This window comes from Allomuricauda sp. CAU 1633, assembly GCF_017313225.1.
Classification (GTDB): Bacteria; Bacteroidota; Bacteroidia; order Flavobacteriales; family Flavobacteriaceae; genus Flagellimonas.
In genome coordinates this window covers 462,251-486,532 of record NZ_JAFLNE010000002.1, presented here as the reverse complement: position 1 = coordinate 486,532, position 24,282 = coordinate 462,251, and the positions used below count along the sequence as shown (strand labels likewise).

At 41.5% G+C, this 24,282-nt stretch carries 25 protein-coding genes; 19 read left to right on the top strand and 6 right to left on the bottom strand.

Annotated features, from left to right (window positions below; genetic code table 11):
- Position 1: 1 nt before the first annotated feature.
- Positions 2–292, bottom strand: a complete 291-nt coding sequence (locus tag J0X14_RS07180) for a hypothetical protein (protein WP_207097085.1) — start codon at positions 290–292, stop codon at positions 2–4.
- A gap of 167 nt (positions 293–459) precedes the next feature.
- On the opposite strand from J0X14_RS07180, the gene J0X14_RS07175 reads away from it, so the two are divergent.
- The 3 genes from J0X14_RS07175 to J0X14_RS07165 are packed head-to-tail and all read left to right on the top strand — an operon-like array spanning position 460 to position 5,284.
- Positions 460–2,151 carry a M23 family metallopeptidase gene (locus J0X14_RS07175; protein ID WP_207097084.1) on the top strand — a complete coding sequence of 564 codons (1,692 nt, stop codon included), beginning with the start codon at positions 460–462 and terminating at the stop codon, positions 2,149–2,151.
- Between the two features lie 40 nt (positions 2,152–2,191).
- Entirely contained in the window at positions 2,192–4,624 is a 2,433-nt protein-coding gene (locus J0X14_RS07170) for a TonB-dependent receptor (protein WP_207097510.1), read from the top strand.
- A gap of 9 nt (positions 4,625–4,633) precedes the next feature.
- On the top strand, positions 4,634–5,284 hold the full coding sequence (locus tag J0X14_RS07165; RefSeq protein ID WP_207097083.1) for a hypothetical protein: 651 nt from the start codon (positions 4,634–4,636) through the stop codon (positions 5,282–5,284).
- On the opposite strand, the gene J0X14_RS07160 is transcribed toward J0X14_RS07165, so the two are convergent.
- Positions 5,285–6,433: a cysteine desulfurase family protein gene (locus J0X14_RS07160; protein ID WP_207097082.1), complete on the bottom strand. Its 1,149-nt coding sequence runs from the start codon at positions 6,431–6,433 to the stop codon at positions 5,285–5,287. It lies immediately after the preceding gene.
- 110 nt (positions 6,434–6,543) lie between these two features.
- On the opposite strand from J0X14_RS07160, the gene J0X14_RS07155 reads away from it, so the two are divergent.
- Positions 6,544–7,062: a hypothetical protein gene (locus J0X14_RS07155; RefSeq protein WP_207097081.1), complete on the top strand. Its 519-nt coding sequence runs from the start codon at positions 6,544–6,546 to the stop codon at positions 7,060–7,062.
- 5 nt (positions 7,063–7,067) lie between these two features.
- On the opposite strand, the gene J0X14_RS07150 is transcribed toward J0X14_RS07155, so the two are convergent.
- Positions 7,068–7,610, bottom strand: coding sequence for a Smr/MutS family protein (locus J0X14_RS07150; RefSeq protein ID WP_207097080.1), 543 nt, complete (start codon positions 7,608–7,610; stop codon positions 7,068–7,070).
- 76 nt (positions 7,611–7,686) lie between these two features.
- On the opposite strand from J0X14_RS07150, the gene J0X14_RS07145 reads away from it, so the two are divergent.
- The 4 genes from J0X14_RS07145 to J0X14_RS19235 all read left to right on the top strand — a co-directional run bounded on the left by J0X14_RS07145 (position 7,687) and on the right by J0X14_RS19235 (position 9,150).
- Complete coding sequence (locus tag J0X14_RS07145; protein WP_317194436.1) at positions 7,687–8,004, top strand: DUF2752 domain-containing protein; 318 nt, start codon at positions 7,687–7,689, stop codon at positions 8,002–8,004.
- 15 nt (positions 8,005–8,019) lie between these two features.
- Entirely contained in the window at positions 8,020–8,352 is a 333-nt protein-coding gene (locus tag J0X14_RS07140) for a CCC motif membrane protein (protein WP_207097079.1), read from the top strand.
- Between the two features lie 128 nt (positions 8,353–8,480).
- Positions 8,481–8,768, top strand: coding sequence for a CD225/dispanin family protein (locus tag J0X14_RS07135; RefSeq protein WP_242527945.1), 288 nt, complete (start codon positions 8,481–8,483; stop codon positions 8,766–8,768).
- Positions 8,752–9,150 (top strand): DUF2752 domain-containing protein, encoded by a 399-nt coding sequence (locus tag J0X14_RS19235; RefSeq protein WP_410548700.1) that lies wholly within the window; start codon positions 8,752–8,754, stop codon positions 9,148–9,150. The genes J0X14_RS07135 and J0X14_RS19235 overlap by 17 nt, the downstream gene beginning before the upstream one ends.
- Here the strand turns inward: J0X14_RS19235 and J0X14_RS07125 are convergent.
- Positions 9,147–11,348: an ATP-dependent DNA helicase RecQ gene (locus J0X14_RS07125; protein ID WP_207097077.1), complete on the bottom strand. Its 2,202-nt coding sequence runs from the start codon at positions 11,346–11,348 to the stop codon at positions 9,147–9,149. The genes J0X14_RS19235 and J0X14_RS07125 overlap by 4 nt on opposite strands.
- A gap of 186 nt (positions 11,349–11,534) precedes the next feature.
- Between J0X14_RS07125 and J0X14_RS07120 the strand changes: the two genes are divergently transcribed.
- Genes J0X14_RS07120 through lptB form a run of 4 tightly spaced genes read left to right on the top strand, consistent with a single transcriptional unit; the run spans position 11,535 to position 14,480 of the window.
- Positions 11,535–12,500 (top strand): SIS domain-containing protein, encoded by a 966-nt coding sequence (locus J0X14_RS07120; RefSeq protein WP_207097076.1) that lies wholly within the window; start codon positions 11,535–11,537, stop codon positions 12,498–12,500.
- Entirely contained in the window at positions 12,500–13,342 is an 843-nt protein-coding gene (tatC, locus tag J0X14_RS07115; RefSeq protein ID WP_207097075.1) for a twin-arginine translocase subunit TatC, read from the top strand. Before J0X14_RS07120 ends, tatC begins: the two co-directional genes overlap by 1 nt.
- The gene (locus J0X14_RS07110; protein ID WP_067033472.1) at positions 13,329–13,682 is read left to right on the top strand and encodes a carboxymuconolactone decarboxylase family protein; all 354 of its coding nucleotides are present in this window, start codon (positions 13,329–13,331) and stop codon (positions 13,680–13,682) included. The genes tatC and J0X14_RS07110 overlap by 14 nt, the downstream gene beginning before the upstream one ends.
- Before the next feature lie 57 nt (positions 13,683–13,739).
- Positions 13,740–14,480, top strand: a complete 741-nt coding sequence (gene lptB / locus J0X14_RS07105) for an LPS export ABC transporter ATP-binding protein (RefSeq protein ID WP_207097074.1) — start codon at positions 13,740–13,742, stop codon at positions 14,478–14,480.
- Positions 14,481–14,484: 4 nt separating this feature from the next.
- Here lptB and J0X14_RS07100 read toward each other — a convergent pair whose 3' ends face one another.
- On the bottom strand, positions 14,485–14,919 hold the full coding sequence (locus J0X14_RS07100) for a PH domain-containing protein (RefSeq protein ID WP_207097073.1): 435 nt from the start codon (positions 14,917–14,919) through the stop codon (positions 14,485–14,487).
- Positions 14,909–15,640 carry a CDP-alcohol phosphatidyltransferase family protein gene (locus J0X14_RS07095; protein WP_207097072.1) on the bottom strand — a complete coding sequence of 244 codons (732 nt, stop codon included), beginning with the start codon at positions 15,638–15,640 and terminating at the stop codon, positions 14,909–14,911. The genes J0X14_RS07100 and J0X14_RS07095 overlap by 11 nt, the downstream gene beginning before the upstream one ends.
- A 100-nt stretch (positions 15,641–15,740) precedes the next feature.
- Between J0X14_RS07095 and J0X14_RS07090 the strand changes: the two genes are divergently transcribed.
- The 7 genes from J0X14_RS07090 (at position 15,741) to secA (ending at position 24,014) form a co-directional block, all read left to right on the top strand.
- A complete protein-coding gene (locus tag J0X14_RS07090; RefSeq protein WP_207097071.1) occupies positions 15,741–16,910 on the top strand; it encodes a DUF4105 domain-containing protein in 1,170 nt (389 codons plus the stop codon).
- A gap of 21 nt (positions 16,911–16,931) precedes the next feature.
- Positions 16,932–18,803: an ABC-F family ATP-binding cassette domain-containing protein gene (locus tag J0X14_RS07085; RefSeq protein WP_207097070.1), complete on the top strand. Its 1,872-nt coding sequence runs from the start codon at positions 16,932–16,934 to the stop codon at positions 18,801–18,803.
- A 169-nt stretch (positions 18,804–18,972) separates the two neighbouring features.
- Complete coding sequence (locus J0X14_RS07080) at positions 18,973–19,356, top strand: hypothetical protein (protein ID WP_207097069.1); 384 nt, start codon at positions 18,973–18,975, stop codon at positions 19,354–19,356.
- A gap of 16 nt (positions 19,357–19,372) precedes the next feature.
- Positions 19,373–19,534 carry a hypothetical protein gene (locus J0X14_RS07075; protein ID WP_207097068.1) on the top strand — a complete coding sequence of 54 codons (162 nt, stop codon included), beginning with the start codon at positions 19,373–19,375 and terminating at the stop codon, positions 19,532–19,534.
- Positions 19,535–19,608: 74 nt separating this feature from the next.
- Positions 19,609–20,166: a cob(I)yrinic acid a,c-diamide adenosyltransferase gene (locus J0X14_RS07070; RefSeq protein WP_207097067.1), complete on the top strand. Its 558-nt coding sequence runs from the start codon at positions 19,609–19,611 to the stop codon at positions 20,164–20,166.
- Positions 20,167–20,291: 125 nt separating this feature from the next.
- Positions 20,292–20,516 (top strand): DUF2795 domain-containing protein, encoded by a 225-nt coding sequence (locus tag J0X14_RS07065; protein ID WP_013551418.1) that lies wholly within the window; start codon positions 20,292–20,294, stop codon positions 20,514–20,516.
- 135 nt (positions 20,517–20,651) lie between these two features.
- Positions 20,652–24,014, top strand: a complete 3,363-nt coding sequence (gene secA / locus J0X14_RS07060) for a preprotein translocase subunit SecA (protein ID WP_207097066.1) — start codon at positions 20,652–20,654, stop codon at positions 24,012–24,014.
- The last annotated feature ends 268 nt before the right edge of the window (positions 24,015–24,282 follow it).

Here is a 24,282-nt window from a genome sequence, read left to right as displayed (position 1 = left end):
ACTAATCCGCGAGTTTGGCTATGCAAATATCCAATTCGCGGATCAATGTATTTATTTTGAGCTTAGCTTCTGTTTTGCTAGTATTACCACCCAGCATTGAGCTTGCCATTTTTAAGGAATTGTACTTTTCTTCCCATTCCAAAACAGCGTTCTGTTGTATTTTGTTCTCTTCTTTGGCGAGGCTCAATTCCTCTTTCAACTTGGCATTGGCCTGATGCATCAATTCCATTTTGTGCAGCAGTTTGCTAACCTTGTTCTCCAAAGAATCAACAATCTCAACTAGTTCGCCCATAATTGCAAACATCAATGCGTATGACACAAAGTTAACCATCCTTGGGTAACCTCGCAATAGTTTTTGGATATATTCTTGAAGTATTGGTTTAAGTCCAATAAGCTATCTTAAATCCCTTTTTACAAAAGAAAACATTGGTTACTTTCGTAAGTAATAATAAAAACAATATGCGCCTTAATACTTTCGGAGTTCTTTTTTTATTGGCTGTAGCCCTAACCGCGCAAGAAAAATATCCTAAAGGTGTTTTTCAACCTCCATTGGATATTCCATTGGTGCTTGCCGGTACTTTCGGAGAGCTTCGATCTAATCATTTTCATTCGGGGATGGACATCAAGACCCAACAACGGGAAGGTTTGCCCGTTTATGCCATTGCGGATGGAACCGTGACGCGTATTAAAATTTCACATTGGGGTTATGGTAAGGCACTTTATGTGGCGCATCCCAACGGATATACTTCCGTATATGCCCATCTCAGAAAATTTGGCCCAGAAATAGAAGAGTACATCAAAAAAATGCAATATGCCAAACAATCTTATGAAGTTGAAGCCTTTCCAGATTATGGTGAACTAAAGGTTACCAAGGGCAGTATCCTTGCCTATTCTGGAAATTCAGGCAGCTCTGCCGGGCCCCATCTTCATTTTGAGATTCGCAGCAGCGTAACCGAAAAACCTACCAATCCCCTGCTTTATGGTTATGATGTTAGAGATGCTACAAATCCTACGTTACTTGGGCTCTATGGATATCCTTTATCTGATGGCGCCCTGATAAACCAGAGTGCCCAAAAGATACAACTCAATTTTACCCGTCAACCAGATGGCACTTTTTTGGCCGATAAAGTAACCGCCATTGGCACTATTGGGTTTGGCATCAACAGTTTTGACCGCTTGGACATGGCTGCCAATCAAAATGGAGTGTATGCTGTAAAACAAACCGTGAACGGAAGGGTCTACTCGGAATACGATTTTGAAACCTTTTCCTTTGGGGAGACCCGTTACATCAACACCTTGATTGATTATGAACATTTTGGCAAATTCAGACAGCGTATCCAAAAATGTTTTAAGGAACCCTATAATTACCTCGGCATATACAAAACCCTTTACAATAATGGAAAAGTTGACATTGAAGAAGGTCTCTCCTACTCTGTTGAAATTCTCATTTCCGATATTGAAGGAAATGAGACCAAACTGGTGATTCCCGTAGAAGGGAAAAGGGAAATACCAAAAATCAAAAAGGGTGATGAAATCACCGAAAATTTCATCCTTGCCAGCAAGCCCAATAATTTTGATCTGGGTGTTGCCAAGGTTTATTTTCCTGCCAATACCTTTTACCAAGATTTTTACATCAACCTAAAAAAAGGTAAGGACACTGTTACCATTCACGATAACAGTGTAGCGGCACACCGAAACTTTACGATTAGCTTTGATCCTTCCCAATATCCACTATCAGAAAGAAAACAACTGTTTATTGCCCGATTGGATAAAGATTTGAGACCTTCCTACACCACAACCTACAAACGGGACGGTTCTTTTACCACCCGTACACGTGACCTTGGGACCTATACTTTGGTCCGGGACAGTGTTGCCCCCACTATTTCCCCGAAGAACTTCAAAGAAAAGCAATGGTTGAGCAACTACAGCTATCTCAGCTTGGAAATATCGGACGATTTAAGTGGCATTGACACCTACAGGGCTACCTTGAACGGGGAATGGATTCTTATGGAATACGAGCCCAAGACCAATACCATAACCTATAATTTTGATGACAAAATAGTGAACGAAACACAATGCGAACTCAAAGTCACCGTTACGGATAATGTAGGCAACAGCAGTACTTTTATCAGTACCTTTTTCAGAAAATAACCTATTGATCCCACCAAAGCCCATAACATTATTCTTCTTGATGCTTTGGGCCACTGTTCTCCAAGGGCAGACCTCCACTATATTGGGAACAGTTTTGGATGAAAACAACGAACCCATTTCCAATGTCAACATTGGTTCTGGGGATACCGGTACGGTTTCCGATGAAAATGGTTATTATGTTCTTGAACTAATTGCCGATATTCCAAATACCGTGACCTTTTCCCATATTGGTCATGGAAATGTAGTCTTGCAAAATCTTATCCTAACAACCAACGAGACCTTTGAGTTCAATCCTGTAATGAAAGTGGATGCCATACAAATAGCTGGTGTCGATGTTTCCGCCACTGGAACAAAAAGTGTGGAAGGGATTACCACAATTCCACCAGAAATAGTTCGAAAAATTCCCGGAGTCAATGCTGGAGTGGAAAATATATTAAAGTTGTTGCCAGGTGTGTCTTTCAACAATGAATTGAGTACCCAATACAACGTGCGCGGTGGCAATTTTGATGAAAATCTGGTGTATGTGAACGGCATTGAGGTATACCGATCTTTTTTGATACGTTCGGCTCAACAAGAAGGACTGAGTTTTGTGAACAGTGACTTAATTTCCGATTTACAATTTTCCCCCGGAGGGTTTCAAGCTAAATATGGGGACAAACTATCCTCGGTTTTGGATATTACCTACAAGGCCCCGACCTCATTCGAATTACGGGTAGATGGGAGTTTGCTCGGTGTCAGTGGGAGTTTGGAAACCCTATCCAAGAACAAGAAATTCACCAGCATCTCCGGTGTGCGTTACCGGAATAATGGACTATTCTTGAACAGTCTCGAAACACAGGGCAATTTTAATCCAAGATTTTTGGATATCCAGAGCCACCTCACGTATCGATTTTCCGAAAAGTTCCATCTTAATTTTTTACAGACATTTTCCATAAATGATTACAAAAACGAACCCTTGACCAGACAGACCAATTTTGGAACATTGAATGACCCAAGAGCTTTGCTCGTCTATTATCAAGGAAGGGAGAAAAATAAATATACCAATGCGCTGGGCGCCTTAAAAGCTGATCTATTTCCCAACGACCATACAAAACTTGAATTTATCACTTCAACCTATCATACCCAAGAAGAGGAATTCTCTGATGTGATTGCATCCTATGAATTAGGCGATGTGGATACCAATCTTGGCAGTGAAACCCTTGGGGAAGTAGTCAACCCACAGGGTATAGGCTCCCAATTTAACCGGGCCAGAAACCAACTGGACGCTTTGATTTTTAATCTTTCACACCGAGGCAAGGTTTCCAAACAGGGAAAAACCTTGGAATGGAGCGTAAAATTTGTGCATGAGGACATCAATGACCGAATCAGAGAATCGGAATTTATCGATTCTGCAGGATACATCATTCGGCCACCCAATTCGGAATTAGTGAATAATCAACCAGAGGAACCCTTCACAGGGGATATTCTTCCTTACGAAAGCGTCCAAGCCATCAATAAAACACAAACAAACCGACTCTCGGGCTTTGTACAATATGCAAAGCATGCCCAATGGGGTGAACATGATGTGTATTTTAACTTGGGAATGAGGGCCCAGCATTGGGTGTTAAAGGGTGATGGATTTGAGAAAAATGCGCAAACGCTGTTGAGCCCAAGGGGGCAGTTCTCTATTAAACCTAACTGGGAAAAGGATATGCTGTTCAGATTGGCTGTTGGAAGCTACCAACAACCTCCTTTTTACAGGGAACTTCGCGATAGCGATGGCAACATCAACCCCAATGTGGAAGCGCAAAAATCCATCCACTATGTATTGGGAAGCGAATACAGTTTTATCCTATGGAACAGGCCTTTTACCCTTATCAGTGAAGCATACTACAAAGATCTAACGAATGTTAATCCATATACCGTCGAAGATGTTCGTATTCGATATGCTGCCCAAAATAATGCCACAGCTTATGCTCTCGGCTTCGATTTTAGACTTACCGGAGCCTTTGTTCCCGGTACGCAGTCATGGGTAAGTTTGGGCTATCTGAAAACCGAAGAAAATTGGGATGACCGTGGCTACATTTCAAGGCCTACGGACCAACGTTTTAAATTTGCAGTGTTGTTTCAGGATTACGTTCCCAGTATCCCCAATGTAAAACTATATCTTAACCTTGTTTACAACACTGGGGTCCCAGGTGGGAGTCCTAATTATGCCGATCCTTATAATTTTCAGAATAGATTAAGAGATTATAGAAGGGCCGATATGGGAATTTCCCATATTTTTGCAGACGAAAAAAACAAACACCCCAAAGGGCATTGGCTCCACAAGTTCAAGGAATTTAGTGTAGGTTTTGAGATTTTTAATATGTTCAACAACCAAAATTCCATTACCAATACATGGGTCAGGGATGTGGATACCCAAAGACAGTTTGCTGTGCCCAACTATTTAACAGGCCGTATTCTGAATCTAAAATTTGGAGCACGCTTTTAAATGATACCGATGAGAAAAATCGTTTCCATGATTGTGTTTTTAACCGTTGCCTTGGCATCGGCCCAGAAAAACATTTATGAGAACAGAAAGTTTGACGAACTTACCGAAGAACATGATGTATTGGCCATTATGCCCTTTATTGCCCATCTGGAACTGAAAGAGGTTGTGGATCGTGATGAGTTGAAGGTATTGGCCCAAAGGGAAGGGTATGCCGTACAAAATGCTCTGGAGACCTATTTTTCCAAGCGGAAGAAGCGAAAAAAATTCAACGTAGACTTTCAGAACATCAATAACACCAATGCCATTCTGGTCCAAAATGGTATAGATTATGAGAATATTGACATTCACACAACCCAAGAGCTATGCAAGATTCTTGATGTGGATGGCATTATCAGCGGAAACCTCAACTTGAATATTCTTCTTTCAGAAGGGGTTCCCACAGATTTTAACCTGCTCGATTATTTTAGTGGCGATGCCAATTATGGGCGAATCGGAGTAAAAATCAGCGATGGGGAAACTGGAAAATTACTTTGGAAATTCGAAAACCAAATCTCCAAAAAAACAGGAAAGAATACCACCGAACTCATCGACAAGATGATGAAGACCGCTTCCCGCAAATTTCCCTACGACAAGGAAAAGAAACGAAAGAACAAGAACTAATCAGCTCTCGGCGAACTCCTTAAGCACTTGAACGGTATAATCCAATTCTTCTTTGGTGTTGTACATGGAGAATGAAAAGCGCAATGAAGGTTTTTCCAATTCATCATCAGAAAGGATTTCCGTAAGCACATGAGAGCCTAGGTTACTTCCAGATTGACAAGCACTTCCTTTGGAACAGGCAATACCTTTCATATCCAAATGGAACAAGAGCATTAGTCCTTTTTGTTTATCAAAGGGCAGGCGCACATTCACCAAAGTATAGGTGCTTTTTTCCAAATCCTCCGAAAGACCGTTAAAAACAGCATCGGGAATTTCTTGTTTTACCTTATCAATAAAATATTGCTTTAGTTCTTTCACGGTTTTGGTTTCTTCATCCAAATGCTCATACGCCTTCACAAAAGCCTCTTCCAATCCCACTATGTTATGAAAGGCCTCTGTACCCGCTCTATGGCCACGTTCTTGCGACCCACCAAAAATTAAAGGCTTTAATCCAGAATTTTTACGAATAAATGCAAAGCCGATGCCTTTTGGCCCATGAAATTTATGCGCCGCTGCTGTCATAAAATCAATGGGAACGGTTTGCACATCCCAAGGGTAGTGGCCAATGGACTGTACCGTATCGGAATGGAAAAGTGCATCATGCTCCTGGCACAATTTTCCAATGGCATTAATATCACTGATGTTCCCAATCTCGTTGTTGACATGCATTAAACTGACCAACTTTTTGGAATCATCCTGGGTCAACAAGGCTTCCAAGTGGTCCAATTTGGGATTTCCATTTTCATCCAAATCGACATACTTTACGGAAATGCCATATTCCTTTTCTAATTCTTCCGCAGTATGGAGCACCGCATGGTGCTCAATTTTGGATGTAATTAGCGTCTTTACCCCCAAGTCACGGACCGCACAACGTAAAATCATATTATCTGCTTCCGTTCCCCCAGAAGTGAAAATAATTTCCGAGGGTTGTGCATTCAAAGTTTTGGCTATAGTTTTTCTAGCTTTTTCAACAGCGGTCTTTGCCGATCTTCCAAAGCTGTGGGTAGACGATGGGTTTCCGTAATACACGGCCAAGGCCTCTTGCATTTTTGCAATGACCTCATCCCTTACTTGGGTAGTTGCCGCATTATCCAAATACACTTTTTGCATGGGCTGCAGTAGATTTTTGAGGGTTCAAAAATACGGGAAATAAAGTTAATTTCTTTTAAAGTATTCGGTAGGATTGGGGTATTAAAATGGATTTGCTTTAAATTTGGCACATGGGAAAATATTTCTTTTTGACCCTCTGCGCAGGGATGCTCCTTTCTTGTAGTGATGGTGATCTACAGATTGAGACCATAGATTTTGATAGTGTCGCCCTTCAGTATTGTACGGCACCAATACGAAACACCAAGAACATCATGTTCAAAATAAATGATGATGAGGCTTTGATTTTGGAGCTCCAAAGTGGTGTATTGAACAAAGGTGTTATTGGAGAAACCATAACTACGGAAAGTACTATTCCCAGTCAATCTCAAGTTACCTATCGTATCTTTTCTGACGGTGTCACCAAAACTTATTTTTGCGACGATATCCCCGCTACAGAACCAATAGTTGTGGAGGAAATTGAAGCCGAAGATGGTACTGTAATAATTGAAACCACCGCCAACGAAGACAATACGGAGTTTGTGCACACCATACGCTTGAGTGGCGTATCTTTTGTAACTGATACCGACGAACGAATCACCGACCTTACCATTAGTGAGTTTGGTGAAGTTAGTACGGCCGTTCCGGAATAACCCCACTAGCCATTCTGATAAATATAGACCTCTGTGGCACCCAACCCATATTTTTGGTATTCGGCATCATAATATTTTAGATTGTCGTATTTCTTGAAGAGGTAGTGCAGTTCTTCCTTAAGAATTCCTTCCCCTACCCCATGAATAAAAACCACTTTCTGGATACGTTTTTTCATGGCGAAATCGAGTTGACGTTTGGCGGTTTCCAACTGAAGGTTGAGGATATCAAAATTACTGAGCCCCTTACTTGATTTCACCAATTGGTGAATATGGAGATCCACCTCCATTTTAGGAGCATTTCGCTCCTTGGGCTTTACGGTTGGGGTTTGCCTTCTTTTCGGCTGCTCTTTTTCCTTTTTAATCTGGGCTACTTCAAAACTGGAGACTTTTATGCCCTTTTCCACCTTTACCAACTCTTTAATGGGGTATTTCATGGGAAAACCGTCAGGGGTAATCAAGGTGACCATGTTTCCATCAATGGATTCCACCCTTCCTGAAATGGCTTCATCCAATACTTCAACCTTATCTCCAATAGTTATCCCACTCATAAATCTTCACTAAAAAAATCTTGAAAAGTTAATCCCATAAGCAAAAATAATAGTATTTTTCTTGACAGTTACGGTGATGATGTACCTACAACCAACCATTTTTTTAATCAGTCTAAAGGATTATATGCTACCCTGTCTCAACAAGAAATTGTTTGGGGTGGAATGTCCCGGTTGTGGTATGCAACGTTCGGTACAATTGCTTTTTCAGGGTGATTTTTTGGGAGCTTTTAAGATGTATCCTGCCATTTACCCGCTAATGGTATTATTAGTCTTTTTAATCTCCACCCTATTTATAAAATTCAAATTTGCAGACCAGATAAAGTTAATCTTAATGCTTACAACGGCTGGAGCTATATTGATAAGCTACTTGATAAAAATGAACATCCTTTTTTAACCAAAAAAATAAATTATGGAAAAACAAAAACTCCCTAATGCAACACTAATCCTAATCTTTGGCATTGTTTCCATTGTAACCTGCTGCTGTTATGGTATCCTTGGGCTTATTTTTGGTGTAATCGCATTAATTTTGGCTAATCAGGCCCTAAAACTATATGCTACAAACCCAGAAATGTATGAAGGTGTACAAAATGTGAAGACCGGCAGAATATTGGCCATTATTGGAATAGTCCTCAATCTTATTTTTGTAGCATATATTGTTTGGATCTATACCACATTTGGATGGGATACCATGCAAGACCCAGAAGCGTTGCGTGAAGCACTTGAAGATTTATTTGGACAATAATTGATTCATTTCTGTGTTAATCTCTTGCTTGGCGGTCCAATCAAGTTGCGGCCGGGAAGGAAAACTTTGCAAAAACTGAGAGGAAATTGAATTTAGTTTAAAAACAACACCAATAATCACAATAACCAATGGAAAACAACCAAAACATGCCACCAAAGCCGAACAATTATATGGTTTTGGCCATTTTAAGTACTATTTTTTGCTGTATAGCAACCGGAATTGCAAGTATTATTTATGCATCCAAAGTAAATGAGCACTATGCACGAGGGGAGTATGAAGCAGCACAAACCGCATCAAAGAATGCGAAAATGTGGGGATTGATCGGTGTAGGTGCAGCAGCACTGATATGGGTTGTCTATTTTATTTTCTTCGGCTTGGCAATTTTTGGAAGTTTGGCCAATGCAGGCAATTATTAAAAAATCAGTATGGATCATAGGAATGGGAGTATTGTCAGTAATGGCAATACTCCTTTACTTTTCTTTCAATCCTGAAAAGGGATTATTTTTTCCAAAATGCCCATCTTATCAATACTTGGGTATCTATTGTTCGGGTTGTGGAAGCCAAAGGGCCATACACGATTTGCTTCACTTACGCATTGGCGATGCCATAAGTCATAATATGCTTTTGCTACCTGCTTTGTTTGTGTTGATGCAACATGGACTCGTGAAGGTTGGGGTTCTAAAAACAAGAAGTCTCCTCAATTATAGATTCGCACCCATTATCGTATTGATCATAGTACTCGTTTTCATGCTCCTCCGGAATCTAAAGATGTACCCGTTTGCGTATTTGGCTCCTTAGTTGGCCACTTCACTAATGAATTTTAGGCGGTAGAGCCTCAGTTCTTCATCCTCGTAATCGCCCTCAAACTCTTCAACAGCATCTGAAATGGAATCGGTATCCGCTTCCAGGAAATAATCGTGAATTTCTTCTTGCTGGTCTTCATCCAGGATTTCATCGATCCAATACCCAATGTTCAGTTTTGTACCACTGAATACAATCTGCTCCATTTCTTTGATGAGTTCTGGCAGTTCCAATCCCTTTGCCGAGGCTATGTCATCCAAAGGCAGTTTTCTGTCCACGCTTTGGATTACGTACAGTTTTAAAGCTGAATTGGCCCCAGTACTTTTTACCACAAGATCATCTGGACGGATGATATCATTTTCATCCACATATTGAGCAATAAGACTAACAAAGGGCTTGCCATATTTTTTGGCCTTCCCTTCCCCTACCCCCTGAATGTTCAGAAGCTCATCCATGGTAATGGGATATTTAAGGGACATATCCTCCAAAGAAGGGTCTTGAAACACTACAAAAGGGGGAACTTCCAACTTTGTGGCCTCCCTTTTCCGTAGGTCTTTAAGTAATTTGAGCAAATTTTCATCGGCCACAGCCCCTCCAGACTTACCAGCAGTCACCACATTGTCGTTACTTTCCTCAGAATATTCATGATCTTTCGTCATTTGGAAAGATTCCGGTTTTTTGAGGAATTCCTCACCAGCCTTGGTCAAATGTAGAATACCGTAGCGTTCAATCTCCTTTTTCAGCAATCCGGCCACCAAGACTTGTCTGGTCAAGGCCATCCAATACAATTTATCCTTCTCTGCGCCACTACCAAAAAAATCCTTTTCATCAGTTTTATGGGACGAAATCATGGCATTGGTCTTTCCTACCAAAATCCGAACAATTTCTTTGGTCTTGAACTTTTCATTGGTATCGCGGACCACGCTCAGGAGTTTCACCACCTCATCCATTGCCTCCTCTTTGGGTTTTGGATTTCTGGAGTTATCATCCATATCGGCACCTTCACCATTGACGGCGTCAAATTCCTCTCCAAAATAATGGAGAATGAATTTTCTTCTGGATATGGAAGTTTCGGCATAGGCCACAATTTCCTGCAACAGTGCATTGCCTATCTCCTGCTCGGCCACGGGTTTTCCCGACATGAATTTTTCAAGCTTTTCAACATCCTTATAGGCATAGAAGGCCAAACAATGTCCTTCACCACCATCTCTTCCAGCACGACCAGTTTCTTGATAGTAACTTTCAATGCTTTTTGGAATATCATGATGGATGACAAAGCGAACATCAGGTTTATCAATACCCATTCCGAAGGCGATGGTGGCCACCACCACGTCCACTTCTTCCATCAAGAACATATCTTGATACTTAGATCGGGTCTTGGCATCAAAACCAGCATGGTACGGCACCGCACTAACCCCATTAACCTGAAGTACTTGGGCCAATTCCTCCACACGCTTTCTACTCAGACAATAAATGATGCCAGATTTACCTTGATTCTGTTTGACAAACCGAATAATATCCGCATCCACATTTTGGGTCTTGGGTCGGACTTCATAAAACAAATTGGGTCTATTGAAAGACGCCTTAAATACCTTGGCATCGGTCATTCCCAAGTTTTTGATGATGTCCTCCTGCACTTTTGGGGTTGCGGTAGCGGTAAGGCCAATAATGGGAATATCATCCCCTAATCTATTGATGATTCCTTTAAGGTTTCGATACTCAGGCCTAAAATCATGCCCCCATTCCGAGATACAGTGGGCTTCATCAACAGCCACGAAGGACAGGGTTACATTTCGTAAAAATTCTACATTCTCCTCTTTGGTAAGGGATTCTGGCGCCACATACAACAGTTTTGTGACACCATTGATGACATCTTCCTTTACCTGTTTGATCTCGGTCTTGGTAAGGGAGGAGTTCAGCACGTGGGCTATTCCGGTCTGTTCGGAGATTCCCCGAATGGCATCCACCTGATTTTTCATCAAAGCAATCAAAGGAGAGACCACAATGGCCGTACCATCCTTCATAATGGCCGGGAGCTGATAGCAAAGGGATTTCCCACCTCCGGTGGGCATGATTACAAATGTATCTTTATTGTCAAGTATATTCTGAATTACTTTTTCCTGGAGCCCTTTAAACTTTGAGAAACCAAAATATTTTTTCAGGGAAGCATGTAAATCGGTATCCGTCAAACTCATTTCCGCATTTTTCAATTTATTGCAAGCCACCTCAAAAGGTAGTTGACGCTTTTATTTTTCACATCGAACAAAAGTAGGAAGTATTCTATCTTCCATCATGGTACATAAAAGATAGTTTGATTAGTTTTGTAATCTTAAATATAACACATTCTTTTAGGAATACAATTAGATAATCTTAATATTACCTTGAACGACGCCAAGTCTATTTTATCCATCGCCCAAAGAACCCTTGAGACAGAAAGCAAGGCCATCTTCAACTTGATTGACCAACTTGATGACCAATTTGCCCATGCGGTGCAATATATATTGGAATCCAAGGGACGGGTTGTAGTCTCAGGTGTTGGAAAAAGTGCCATTGTGGCCTCAAAAATTGTGGCCACCCTTAATTCCACGGGCACCCCGGCTTCCTTTATGCATGCTGCGGATGCCATCCACGGGGATTTGGGCACTATTCAGGAAAACGATGTGGTGGTGTGTCTTTCCAAAAGCGGCAACACTCCAGAAATTAAGGCATTGCTCCCTCTTATTAAAATCGCCAAAAACAAATTGATAGGCATCACTGGCAATATGGATTCCATTTTGGCCAAGCAGGCCGATTTTGTATTGAGCACCTATGTTGAAAAAGAAGCTTGCCCCAATGATTTGGCCCCTACCACCAGTACCTCGGCCCAGATGGCCATGGGCGATGCCCTTGCTATATGCCTTTTGGAACTGAGAGGTTTTAGCAGTGCTGATTTTGCCAAATACCATCCAGGAGGGTCACTGGGTAAAAAACTATATTTGCGGGTGGCGGATATTGTGATGAACAATCAAAAACCGCAGGTCGATATCAACTCCAGCGTTAAAGAGGTGATTGTGGAGATTTCTGAAAAGATGTTAGGAGTCACCGCAGTGATGAAGGAAGGAAAGGTTGTAGGTGTGGTTACCGATGGAGATATCCGTAGGATGCTGAGTAAATATGACAATATTAGCGGATTAACGGCCCAAGATATCATGACCTCCAATCCAAAATCAGTAGATGTGGACACCTTGGCGGTAAAAGCGTTGAAGATGCTCCAAGAAAGTGGAATTTCACAGCTTTTGGCTTTTGAAAATGGTAATTATGCAGGAGTGGTCCATATCCATAACCTTATAAACGAGGGAATCCTATAATGGCAAAAAAAGACAAGAAAAACCCAGATGAAATGTCCTTTTTGGACCATTTGGAGGAATTACGGTGGCATTTAATTCGGTCTACATTGGCAATCGTAATCATTGCCTGCGTTGCATTTGTAATGAAAGACTTTGTCTTTGGAATCATCTTTGGTCCCAAGAACATGGATTTCCCCACCTATCGCTTTTTCTGCAACATTGCAACCTCTTTCGGTATTGATTCTGAGTTTTGCGGGGATGAGCTTCCGTTCACCATTCAGAGTAGATTGATGGCCGGTCAGTTTTCTGCGCACATCTGGACCTCAATCTGGGCGGGTGTTATCATTGGTTTTCCCTACATTTTGTGGGAGATATGGCGATTCATTAGTCCAGGTCTTTACGAAAAAGAACGAAAATATTCCCGAGGATTTATCTTTACCGCTTCCTTATTGTTTTTCCTTGGGGTATTATTTGGCTACTACGTAGTTGCGCCATTGTCCATCAACTTTTTGGGCACCTACCAAGTCAGTGACGTGGTAAACAATGAGATTGACTTAGCTTCCTACATTGGAACTGTTCGCGCGGCGGTTATTGCCTGCGGAATTATGTTTGAGCTACCCATTGTTATCTTCTTCTTGACCAAAGTGGGATTGGTAACTCCAGAAATCCTTAAGAAGTATCGGAAAATAGCACTGGTCATTGTATTGATCCTATCGGCAATCATTACACCTCCAGACATTACCAGTCAAATTGTGGTGGCCATTCCGGTTTTGATTTTGTATCAAATAAGTATCTACATTTCCAAAGTGGTTTTAAAAAGGGAAGCTAAAAAAGAAAAAGAAAGAAAAAATGCCAAATCATAAAGTAGACGAGTTCAATGCCTATCGTTCCAAAATGAACGAAAAGCTCCTAGCCGACAATAATAAGCTAATCAAACGTATCTTTAATTTAGATACCAATGCTTACATGGCAGGGGCTTTGGACGTAAAAACCAAGGAGCTCTTAGGTTTGGTGGCCTCCGCAGTGCTCCGTTGCGATGATTGCGTAAAATACCACCTGGAAAGCTCCAAAAAAGCAGGCGCCAATAAAGAGGAAGTCATGGAAACCTTGGGCATCGCTACTTTGGTGGGTGGTACAATTGTGGTTCCCCATCTACGCAGGGCTTACGAATTTTGGGAAGCCTTAGAGGAAAACGAAGCTTAAAAAAATGCCAAAGACCCTTTTCTTGAAGGAGAATATGTTTAGTTTTGGCGAATTCCTATGAAGCTACGCGCAGAAAATATCATGAAGGCCTACCGGGGTCGAAAGGTTGTAAAGGGCATATCGCTCGAGGTAAACCAAGGGGAAATTGTAGGGCTTTTGGGTCCAAACGGAGCCGGAAAAACCACTTCATTCTACATGATTGTGGGGCTGATCAAGCCCAATGGAGGGAACATCTATCTAGATAAGATGGATATTACCTCTTTCCCCATGTACAAAAGAGCCCAAAACGGAATCGGGTATTTGGCACAAGAAGCCTCTGTTTTTCGCAAGTTGAGTATTGAAAAAAACATCCTTAGCGTTCTACAACTGACCAATTTGAGCAAGAAAGAGCAGCACATGAAAATGGAATCGCTCATTGATGAATTTGGTCTTGGGCATATTCGCAAGAACCGGGGAGATTTATTATCGGGTGGGGAGCGACGCCGAACCGAAATTGCCCGCGCCCTTGCCACGGATCCAAAGTTTATTTTGTTGGATGAGCCTTTTGCCGGGGTTGACCCGGTTGCCGTGGAAGACATTCAGCGAATTGTGGCCCAATTGAAGAACAAAAACATTGGTATTCTAATTACCGATCACAACGTACAGGAAACCTTGGCCATTACCGAACGTTCCTATTTGATGTTTGAAGGTGGAATTCTAAAAGCTGGCGTTCCAGAGGAACTGGCCGTGGACGAAATGGTCCGTAAAGTGTATCTGGGGCAAAACTTCGAGCTTCGTAAAAAGAAATTGGATTTTTAAACAGTCATTTGTTCCGCTCCCTCATTTTTACAGTTATCGTTGGGGAAATTGATTTTAGATGATCAATAAAACCCGTTTTGTCCTCTGGGGAGATAATAATGCTCTTGTATTTGCCATAAACTATTTCCAGCCGATCTAGAGATGCGGCTGGTGATGCGACTGGGTTATTGGTTTCTATTATCTCGGTAATCGATTCAATGGGTATTTCTTTCACAATCCAAGAAAAGGATTTTACCAACACAATTTTTTCCTTGATTTCATAGGAAAAGGAATCCAAAAAAAGAACAATAATAAGTAGAATCCCTACCTGAATGGCAACACTAACCCAATGGGCCTGCCCAATTGAATAAACTATTCCACCTCCACAGACCAAGAGTATAAATGCAAGTAGCCACAAGTCCACCTTTGATGAATATATTCTAGGAATTTTACTTTCCATCTTTTTTAGGTATCAAAATTGATGCTAGGATATAGAAGACAATAATCAGCGGTATGGCCAAAAATTTCAGGGTCAACAGCATCACCAAACTTCCAATCAAGAACAAATACTTTACCCCATTGTCCTTAAAACTCCAATTTTTGAATTTTAGGGCAAAGAGTTCTATGGGTGAGTTCAACAAATAAGCACTGACCACGGTCAACCCCAGTAAAAACCATTGGTTGAGAATAATGCCGCTGAGCACCTCGTTGTTGTGGTACAACAAAATCAGGGGTAAGGAAAGAATCAACAAGGCATTGGCAGGCGTGGGCAACCCTTTAAATGAAGAAACTTGGTTCTCATCCACATTAAATTTAGCCAATCGATAGGCAGAGGCCAACGTAATGGCAAACCCAAAAAAAGGCATCACGGTCATATCATCATCATGCCCAAAAAAACCAAGGTTCCATCCACCCCGCTCGGCGATATTCAACAATTGAAACATGACAATGCCCGGCACCAATCCACTAGTGATCACATCGGCCAGAGAATCCAACTGCACCCCAACTTCACTCTGAACCTTGAGTGCGCGTGCCGCCAATCCATCAAAAAAGTCAAAAAATATACCGATAAAAACAAAGAGCGCCGCCAATTCCAAATGGTTGAGCACGGCAAAAACAGTGGCCACACAACCACTAAAAACATTCAGCAGGGTTAGCAAATTGGGAATATAGGACTTCATACGGTTCGGTTTCCGTAAAAATACAGTAAAAAACAAACTGTTGGATTTTGATCTTCGGCTGAGTCGTATTTATTCTGATATTTGCGGGACAACAATAAAAATGAAACAACAGCTTTTCTTTTTTTTAGTGTTACTCGGAGTTGGGTTCCGATCATTTTCCCAGACCCCCCAACTCTCTGAGAAATCCCAAATAAGCTTACTTACCTGTGCTGCTGGGGATGAACTGTACTATGCCTTTGGCCACAGTGCGTTCCGGGTTCAGGATCCCGAATTGGGCATTGATGTGGTCTACAACTATGGGACCTTTGATTTCAATCAGCCTAATTTCTACCTCAATTTTGTTAAAGGACGAATGATTTACTCCCTTTCGCGAAGAAGCTTTGACAATTTTCTTTTTGAGTATGAACTGGAAAAAAGATGGGTGAAAGAACAGATTTTTGACTTAACTCTGGAAGAAAGAAACCAGATGCTCGCTTTTTTTGAGGAAAATTACCTACCGCAAAACCGGGATTATTTGTACGACCCTTTGCTGAATAATTGCTCCAGTATTACGGGAACCATTTTAAAGGAACAGTTTGGCGAAACTATCGACTTTGATGGTTCCTATTTGGAAGAGCCATATAGTTTCAGACAATTGGTGAGACAGTTTATGGATACGAATTCTTGGTCCATGTTTGGTATAGACCTCGCTTTTGGATCTAGAGTGGACCGAACGGCAACCGTTCAGGAGCACATGTTTCTACCGTATTATGCGATGATTCAAATACGCCATACATCTAAAGATGGAAAGCCCCTTTTAAAAAGGGAACGCACCATTTTAGACTATAATGAACATACAGGACAAAGCTTTTTTCCACTTTCACCACTGTTCTGGTTTATGTTGCTTTTGGTGTTCACGGGCATCGTCACGTATTTTGATTACAAGCACAAGGTCAGAAGCCGTTGGTTAGACTTTTCACTATTCCTCATTACCGGATTGATTGGAATATTTCTATTTTTCCTGTGGTTTGCCACCGACCATACCTCAACCCCTAACAATTTCAATATTCTGTGGGCTTTTCCGCTCAATGCTGTTGTGGCCTTTATTTTTGCCTTTGAGGTCAAACTGCCAGAATGGTCTGCCAAATATTTGTATAGTGCCTTAGGTCTCATTGGACTTATGTTGGTCTTATGGATATTCCGTGTCCAAATTTTTTCACCCGTGGTGATTCCCTTACTTTTGACCCTTGCCATCCGATACGTCTATCTGATTCGATATTCCAAACTTTAGGATTGGCTTATAATCCATACCATGAACTTACTAACGGTAGAGAACATATCTAAATCTTATGGGGAATTGGTTCTTTTTTCCGGCATCTCCTTCGGAATAAATAAGGACCAAAAAATTGCACTGATTGCCAAAAATGGAAGTGGAAAAACCTCCATTCTCAACATCATGTCCGGCAAGGATACCTCAGAAACAGGTCAAGTAACTGTAAGAAAGGACACCAAAGTGGCCTTTTTGGAACAGGAACCCAATCTGAACCCCAACTTGACCATTGAAGAGACCATTTTTACCACGGACAACGAAACCCTTAAGGTAATTGCCGCTTATGAAAAGTCCATGGAAAATCCTGAGGATACGGCTCGTTACCAAAAAGCCTTTGAAGCCATGGAGCGTCATAATGCCTGGGATTTTGAGACCCAATACAAGCAAATTCTGTTCAAATTGCAACTGACCAAGTTGGATGCCAAGGTCAGCACCCTCTCTGGAGGCCAGAAAAAACGTTTGGCGTTGGCCAATGTATTGCTAAACAAACCAGATTTGCTCATTATGGATGAGCCCACCAACCATTTGGATTTGGAAATGATTGAATGGCTGGAGGCTTATTTCTCAAAGGAGAACATTACGCTTTTTATGGTGACGCATGACCGTTATTTTCTGGATCGTGTCTGCAATGAAATTATTGAGTTGGACAACAATCAGCTGTACACCTATAAAGGGAACTATTCGTATTATTTGCAAGAGAAAGATGCCCGAATGGAGCGCGAAGCTGTTGAGCAACACAAATCCAAACAACTTTACAAAAAGGAACTGGATTGGATGCGCAGACAACCCAAAGCGCGAACTACCAAATCCAAATCCCGAATTGATGATTTTACTGAAATCAAAAAACGGGCCCACCAACGGAGAAAGGATCACGAAGTAGAGCTGGAACTGAACATGGAACGCTTGGGCAGCAAGATTTTGGAACTACACAATGTTTCCAAATCCTATGATGACAAAATCATCCTGAACAAGTTTGACTACAACTTTAACAAGGGTGAAAGAGTTGGAATCATCGGAAAAAATGGCACCGGGAAATCCACTTTTTTAAATATCCTCACCCAGCAAGAACCTGTTGATGGTGGAAAAGTAGTGGTAGGCGACACGCTAAAATTTGGCTACTATACCCAAAAAGGAATTCCAGCCAAAGAAGGGCAAAAGGTCATTGATGTCATCCGGGAATTTGGGGACTATATTCCCTTGAAAAAGGGACGACAAATTTCTGCACAGCAATTGCTGGAACGGTTTCTTTTTGATCGAAAAAAGCAGTACGACTTTGTGGAAAAACTTAGCGGCGGGGAACGAAAACGACTCTATCTCTGTACTGTGCTTATCCAAAATCCAAATTTTTTGATTCTGGATGAGCCTACCAACGATTTGGATATTGTTACTCTAAATGTATTGGAAAGCTTTTTATTGGATTTTCCCGGATGCTTGATTGTAGTATCTCACGATCGCTATTTTATGGACAAGATTGTAGATCATTTGTTTGTCTTCAAAGGCGATGGTGTGATAGAAGATTTCCCTGGCAACTATACCGATTATCGGGTTTACGAGAACAGTAAAGTCATTGAAGAACGGGAGAACAAAACCGCTTCTTCGGAAAAGACAGAAAACAATTGGAGGGACACTAGCGGGGGCAAACTTTCTTATTTGGAACAGAAAGAATACAAGCAGTTGGAAAAGGATATTCAAAAACTGGAAGAAAAGAAAGCTGAGCTTCAAAGTCAATTTATGAATCCCGAATTGGATGGCGATGCTATTGCAAAATTATCCATTGAACTGAAGGAAGTGGAGGACGGTATAGAAACAAAAACAGAGCGCTGGTTTGAACTTTCTGCCATTTTAGAGGGATGAATTGTCCCCTTGAGGCCTGCCCACGGCAGGCAGGGGACCTAAGGGGTGTTTTATGTACTACAAGTTGATGTCTTATTTCAAATTTCTACTCAAATCTACCAATGCACATGGGGTCCACTCCCCTTTCGTCTTTAATTTTGTAACAAAATGTTTGTATTCCAAACAAAATTTGAACGACAAAAAGACCGTGAATGTGTTGTTGAAAAGTATCAGTCACTTCAATTTTAAAAATGTGGAAATCGAGAGTTCCCAAGAGATTGAATCGCTTGTAAAGGATACATTCCAGAATATAAATTTTGATGAGATACAAGTTGACTTCCTATTTACGGAACAAATGAATGCATCAAAGTTTGCTACGCTTTTTTCCGAAGGAAGGCTTCATAATGGCAGTATGATTTTAATCAACGGGATACATCAAGACAGACAAAAACAACAGGAGTGGGAAAATCTGATTGCTTCACCCAATATCACGGTAAGTATAGATATGTTCCACTGCGGCGCCCTATTCATCCGTAAGGAGCAGGTGAAAGAACATTTCACTATTCGAATTTAAAAAAGTAACTTTAAGTATGGAAAGTGCAGCAACAGATAACACCATTTGGTATGTACTCGTAGTTTTGGGACTGATCTACTTAATTGTGCTATACCGAAACAAAAGAGCTACCCGTCGCAGAAAATCCCGTAGGTTCATGGAAGGAAAACGAAAACGTGATCGAGACAATGAACAATAAACAATTTACAATGGGCAGTAAACAATAAACAATGGGTAATTGTTAATTGATAATTGCTAATTGATTACTGAAAAATGAAGATATACACCAAAACCGGAGATAAAGGCTCCACATCATTGTTCACCGGCACCCGGGTACCCAAACATCACATCCGTATTGAGAGCTATGGCACCATTGATGAGCTTAATTCTTATTTGGGGTTGCTCAGGGATCAAGAAATAGATGGTCATTCCAAAGAAATTTTAATACTCATCCAAGAAAAGTTGTTCACAGTCGGTTCTATCTTGGCCACCGAACCTAAAAGGGACCATCGACTCAAGATTCCCAGAATTAGTGAGGAGGATATCGAGCTTTTGGAAAAGGAAATAGACCACATGAACGAAAGTCTTCCTGAAATGACACATTTTATCCTTCCAGGCGGTCACACAACCGTGTCATACTGTCATATTGCCAGAACCGTTTGCCGCCGGGCAGAGCGCATGATATCCTATTTACACGAAAATGAACCCGTTCCAGCAGCATTGCTGTCCTACATCAACCGTCTTTCCGATTATTTGTTTGTATTGGCACGGAAGTTGTCAAACGACTTAAAAGCCCAAGAAGTAAAGTGGATTCCGAAGGAGAAGGACTAAAAAAATCGTTTTTTTAACGCAATAGTTTTGTCAACTCCAAAATAATTTTTAATTAATACTGTTTTTACTTGACTAATTGAGTTTAAAAATTATTTTTGCAAAAAATTTAAAATCAAACCGTTACTATGTACTGGACACTAGAACTAGCTTCATATTTAAGTGATGCGCCTTGGCCAGCCACCAAAGACGAACTGATAGATTACGCAATCCGTACCGGAGCACCATTGGAAGTTGTAGAAAACTTGCAATCCATGGAAGAAGAGGGCGGCGAGATATATGAGTCCATTGAGGAAATATGGCCCGACTATCCTACCGAAGAAGACTATCTTTGGAATGAGGATGAATATTAATTTTGGAAAACACAAAGCACGTTAAAAAGTCTCATCAGAGGCTTTTTTTTATGTAATTTTGACAGCCCAGCAAAAGAATTCCGCCATATTCCCATCAATGGAACAGCTTTTGCCATTCTAACGAAAAGACATTTCATGAGTTTGATTAATTCCGTACTAAAGGTTTTTGTAGGAGATAAATCGGAAAAGGACGTTAAGGCCCTACAACCTTTGGTAAAAGAGATAAAATCCTTTGAGCAAGCACTTGAAGGGTTGAGCCACGATGAACTGAGACAAAAAACCGCTTCCTTTAAGGCCCAGATAGCAGAAGATTGCAAAGAAATCAATGACAAGATTGCAAGCTTGGAGGAAGAAGTGGAAAACTCCAACGACATAGACCGAAATGAAGAAATCTACGCCGAAATAGACAAGCTCAACGAAGAAGCCTATCAAATTTCGGAAAAGACGCTCAACACCATACTCCCCGAAGCTTTTGCCGTGGTGAAGGAAACCGCCAAACGCTTTGCCGCCAACGAAACTCTTACGGTTACCGCCACGGAGTTTGACCGTGCCATTTCAGGAACCAAGGATTACGTCAACTTGGAAGACGACAAAGCCATTTGGAACAATTCCTGGGATGCTGCAGGCAAGGAAGTCACCTGGGATATGGTTCATTATGATGTGCAGTTGATAGGTGGTATATGTCTCCACCAAGGAAAAATTGCCGAGATGCAGACCGGTGAAGGTAAAACATTGGTGGCCACACTCCCGCTCTATTTGAACGCATTGGCCGGAAAAGGAGCCCATTTGGTGACCGTGAACGATTACTTGGCCAAAAGGGACAGTGCATGGATGGCACCCATTTTTGAATTCCATGGACTTTCGGTAGATTGTATTGATAAGCATCAACCCAATTCTGATGGAAGAAGGGCTGCTTATAACGCCGACATCACTTACGGAACCAACAACGAGTTTGGTTTTGACTACCTGCGTGATAACATGGCACACACCCCAGGAGATTTGGTGCAGCGTCCCCACCACTATGCTATTGTGGATGAGGTGGATTCTGTATTGATTGATGATGCCCGTACCCCTTTGATCATATCCGGTCCCGTTCCTGAAGGTGACCGACACGAATTCAACGAGCTGAAACCAAAGGTTTCGGACATCGTACAAAAACAAAGACAACATTTAACAGGGGTTTTGGCCGAAGCCAAAAAACTCATTGCCTCTGGAGATACCAAAGAAGGAGGATTCCTCTTGCTTCGGGTACACCGTGGATTACCTAAAAACAAGGCACTCATTAAATTTTTGAGTGAAGAAGGGGTAAAACAGTTGTTGCAGAAAACGGAAAACTTCTACATGCAAGACAATAACCGGGAAATGCCCAAGGTAGATGCCGATTTGTTGTTTGTGATTGATGAGAAGAACAACCAGATAGAATTGACCGATAAAGGTGTGGATTATATTTCCGGGGATCAGGACAAAGATTTCTTTGTGATGCCCGATATTGGTAGTGAAATCGCCAAAATTGAAAATCAGGACCTCGAAATTGAAAAAGAGGCCGAACTTAAAGAAGACCTCTTTAAGGATTTTGCCGTAAAGAGTGAGCGTATCCACACGATGACCCAATTGTTGAAAGCCTACACCCTCTTTGAAAAAGATGTGGAGTATGTGGTCATGGATAACAAGGTAATGATCGTGGATGAGCAAACCGGCCGTATCATGGACGGTAGACGCTATTCTGACGGATTACACCAAGCCATTGAGGCCAAGGAAAATGTGAAGATTGAGGCCATGACCCAAACCTTCGCCACCATCACCCTGCAGAACTACTTTAGAATGTATAACAAACTTGCAGGGATGACAGGTACCGCCGTTACCGAAGCAGGTGAGTTTTGGGAAATCTACAAGTTGGATGTGATGGAAATTCCAACCAATAGACCTATTGCAAGGGATGACCGACACGATTTGATCTACAAAACCAAACGTGAAAAATATAACGCCATTATTGATGAAGTCACAGACCTTTCAAAAGCAGGAAGACCTGTATTGATCGGTACCACATCGGTTGAGATTTCTGAATTATTGTCCAAATTGTTGAGTGTTCGTAAAATACCACACAATGTATTGAACGCCAAATTGCACAAAAAGGAGGCTGATATTGTAGCCGAAGCAGGAAATGCAGGGGTCGTTACCATTGCTACCAACATGGCCGGTAGGGGAACTGATATTAAGCTAAGCTCGGTGGTTAAAGAAGCTGGCGGTTTGGCCATTGTGGGTACAGAACGTCACGACTCCCGACGCGTAGACCGACAGTTGAGAGGTCGTTCTGGACGGCAGGGAGACCCGGGAAGTTCACAGTTCTACGTTTCTTTGGAAGATAATTTGATGCGTTTGTTCGGTTCGGACCGTGTGGCCAAAATGATGGATCGCATGGGCTTGGAAGATGGTGAAGTTATTCAACATTCCATGATGACCAAATCCATAGAACGCGCCCAGAAAAAGGTTGAAGAAAACAACTTTGGTATCCGTAAACGTCTGTTGGAGTATGATGACGTCATGAACGCCCAGCGTGAGGTGATTTACAAGAGAAGAAGGCACGCCCTGCAAGGCGAACGTCTAAAAGTGGACATTGCCAACATGATTTATGATACCTGCGAGGTAATTGCCGAGACCAATAAAATGGCCGATGATTACAAAAACTTTGAGTTTGAGTTGATCAAATACTTCTCCATAACCTCCCCCATTAGCGAAGAGGAGTTCAAAAAAATGAACTTCCAAGACATTGCCAATACCATTTATAAAGCTTCTTACGATTTTTATAAGCAAAAAATGGAGCGTAGTGCCACGGTGGCCTTTCAGGTCATCAAAAAGGTCTATGAGGATCAGACCAATAAGTTTGAGCGCATTGTGGTACCCTTTACCGATGGCATTAAAACTTTGAATGTGGTCACCAATTTGGAAAGGGCCTACAACACAGATGGCAAACAGTTGATCACTGATTTTGAGAAAAACATCACTTTGGCCATCATCGATGATTCTTGGAAGACCCATTTGCGTAAGATGGATGAATTGAAACAGTCCGTGCAATTGGCCGTACATGAGCAAAAAGACCCTTTGTTAATCTATAAATTTGAGGCTTTCGAACTCTTTAAAGAGATGATTGATAAGGTGAACAAAGAAGTGATTTCATTCCTGTTCAAAGGAGAATTGCCATCAGAGAACACCAATCAAATCCAAGAGGCTAGAAATGTGCGCAGACCCAAGGAAAATATCAAAACCTCTAAGGAAGAAATTCCAAACAGCGATGAGCTGGCCGCCCAGAACAGGGCTGCAGGACAGACCCAGCGGCAAAGACCACAAATAACCGAGACCATTGTTCGTGAAAAGCCGAAAATTGGCAGAAACGACCGCGTCACCATAAAAAATGTCATGTCCGGAGAGAGTAAAACCTGCAAGTACAAACAAGCAGAACCTCTTATTGACAAGGGTGAATGGGTACTCATTGAGGATTGATTCCAAATAAAATACTTCAGTAAAGCGGCAGCTAATTATAGCTGCCGCTTTTGATTATATCAAAAAACATATTTAGATTTACAACGAAAACACCCCGTAACAAGCTACTTTTACTACTCCTTTTCAACCCTTATCGTAGTAGAGAAGAACAACCAAGCGCAGTATATGAAGACTCCTATTAAGGATAGACAACTTTTGCAAGACAAAGCTAAATTGATACTTAAGGTTAACTATAATTCTTCGTTATTTGCGTTCATTTTGGGCCTTC

Excerpts from the sequence above, each read along its gene's own strand:
- J0X14_RS07070 (WP_207097067.1), top strand. The coding sequence starts at position 19,609 with ATGAAGATATACACCAAAACCGGAGATAAAGGCTCCACATCATTGTTC.
- J0X14_RS07095 (WP_207097072.1), bottom strand. The coding sequence starts at position 15,640 with ATGAAGTCCTATATTCCCAATTTGCTAACCCTGCTGAATGTTTTTAGT.
- J0X14_RS07090 (WP_207097071.1), top strand. The coding sequence starts at position 15,741 with ATGAAACAACAGCTTTTCTTTTTTTTAGTGTTACTCGGAGTTGGGTTC.
- J0X14_RS07075 (WP_207097068.1), top strand. The coding sequence starts at position 19,373 with ATGGAAAGTGCAGCAACAGATAACACCATTTGGTATGTACTCGTAGTT.
- J0X14_RS07110 (WP_067033472.1), top strand. The coding sequence starts at position 13,329 with ATGCCAAATCATAAAGTAGACGAGTTCAATGCCTATCGTTCCAAAATG.
- J0X14_RS07160 (WP_207097082.1), bottom strand. The coding sequence starts at position 6,433 with ATGCAAAAAGTGTATTTGGATAATGCGGCAACTACCCAAGTAAGGGAT.
- tatC (WP_207097075.1), top strand. The coding sequence starts at position 12,500 with ATGGCAAAAAAAGACAAGAAAAACCCAGATGAAATGTCCTTTTTGGAC.
- J0X14_RS07100 (WP_207097073.1), bottom strand. The coding sequence starts at position 14,919 with ATGGAAAGTAAAATTCCTAGAATATATTCATCAAAGGTGGACTTGTGG.
- J0X14_RS07175 (WP_207097084.1), top strand. The coding sequence starts at position 460 with ATGCGCCTTAATACTTTCGGAGTTCTTTTTTTATTGGCTGTAGCCCTA.
- J0X14_RS07155 (WP_207097081.1), top strand. The coding sequence starts at position 6,544 with ATGGGAAAATATTTCTTTTTGACCCTCTGCGCAGGGATGCTCCTTTCT.
- J0X14_RS07170 (WP_207097510.1), top strand. The coding sequence starts at position 2,192 with ATGCTTTGGGCCACTGTTCTCCAAGGGCAGACCTCCACTATATTGGGA.
- lptB (WP_207097074.1), top strand. The coding sequence starts at position 13,740 with ATGAAGCTACGCGCAGAAAATATCATGAAGGCCTACCGGGGTCGAAAG.
- J0X14_RS19235 (WP_410548700.1), top strand. The coding sequence starts at position 8,752 with ATGCAGGCAATTATTAAAAAATCAGTATGGATCATAGGAATGGGAGTA.
- secA (WP_207097066.1), top strand. The coding sequence starts at position 20,652 with ATGAGTTTGATTAATTCCGTACTAAAGGTTTTTGTAGGAGATAAATCG.
- J0X14_RS07180 (WP_207097085.1), bottom strand. The coding sequence starts at position 292 with ATGGGCGAACTAGTTGAGATTGTTGATTCTTTGGAGAACAAGGTTAGC.
- J0X14_RS07125 (WP_207097077.1), bottom strand. The coding sequence starts at position 11,348 with ATGAGTTTGACGGATACCGATTTACATGCTTCCCTGAAAAAATATTTT.
- J0X14_RS07165 (WP_207097083.1), top strand. The coding sequence starts at position 4,634 with ATGAGAAAAATCGTTTCCATGATTGTGTTTTTAACCGTTGCCTTGGCA.
- J0X14_RS07145 (WP_317194436.1), top strand. The coding sequence starts at position 7,687 with ATGATGTACCTACAACCAACCATTTTTTTAATCAGTCTAAAGGATTAT.
- J0X14_RS07150 (WP_207097080.1), bottom strand. The coding sequence starts at position 7,610 with ATGAGTGGGATAACTATTGGAGATAAGGTTGAAGTATTGGATGAAGCC.
- J0X14_RS07065 (WP_013551418.1), top strand. The coding sequence starts at position 20,292 with ATGTACTGGACACTAGAACTAGCTTCATATTTAAGTGATGCGCCTTGG.
- J0X14_RS07140 (WP_207097079.1), top strand. The coding sequence starts at position 8,020 with ATGGAAAAACAAAAACTCCCTAATGCAACACTAATCCTAATCTTTGGC.
- J0X14_RS07085 (WP_207097070.1), top strand. The coding sequence starts at position 16,932 with ATGAACTTACTAACGGTAGAGAACATATCTAAATCTTATGGGGAATTG.
- J0X14_RS07135 (WP_242527945.1), top strand. The coding sequence starts at position 8,481 with ATGGAAAACAACCAAAACATGCCACCAAAGCCGAACAATTATATGGTT.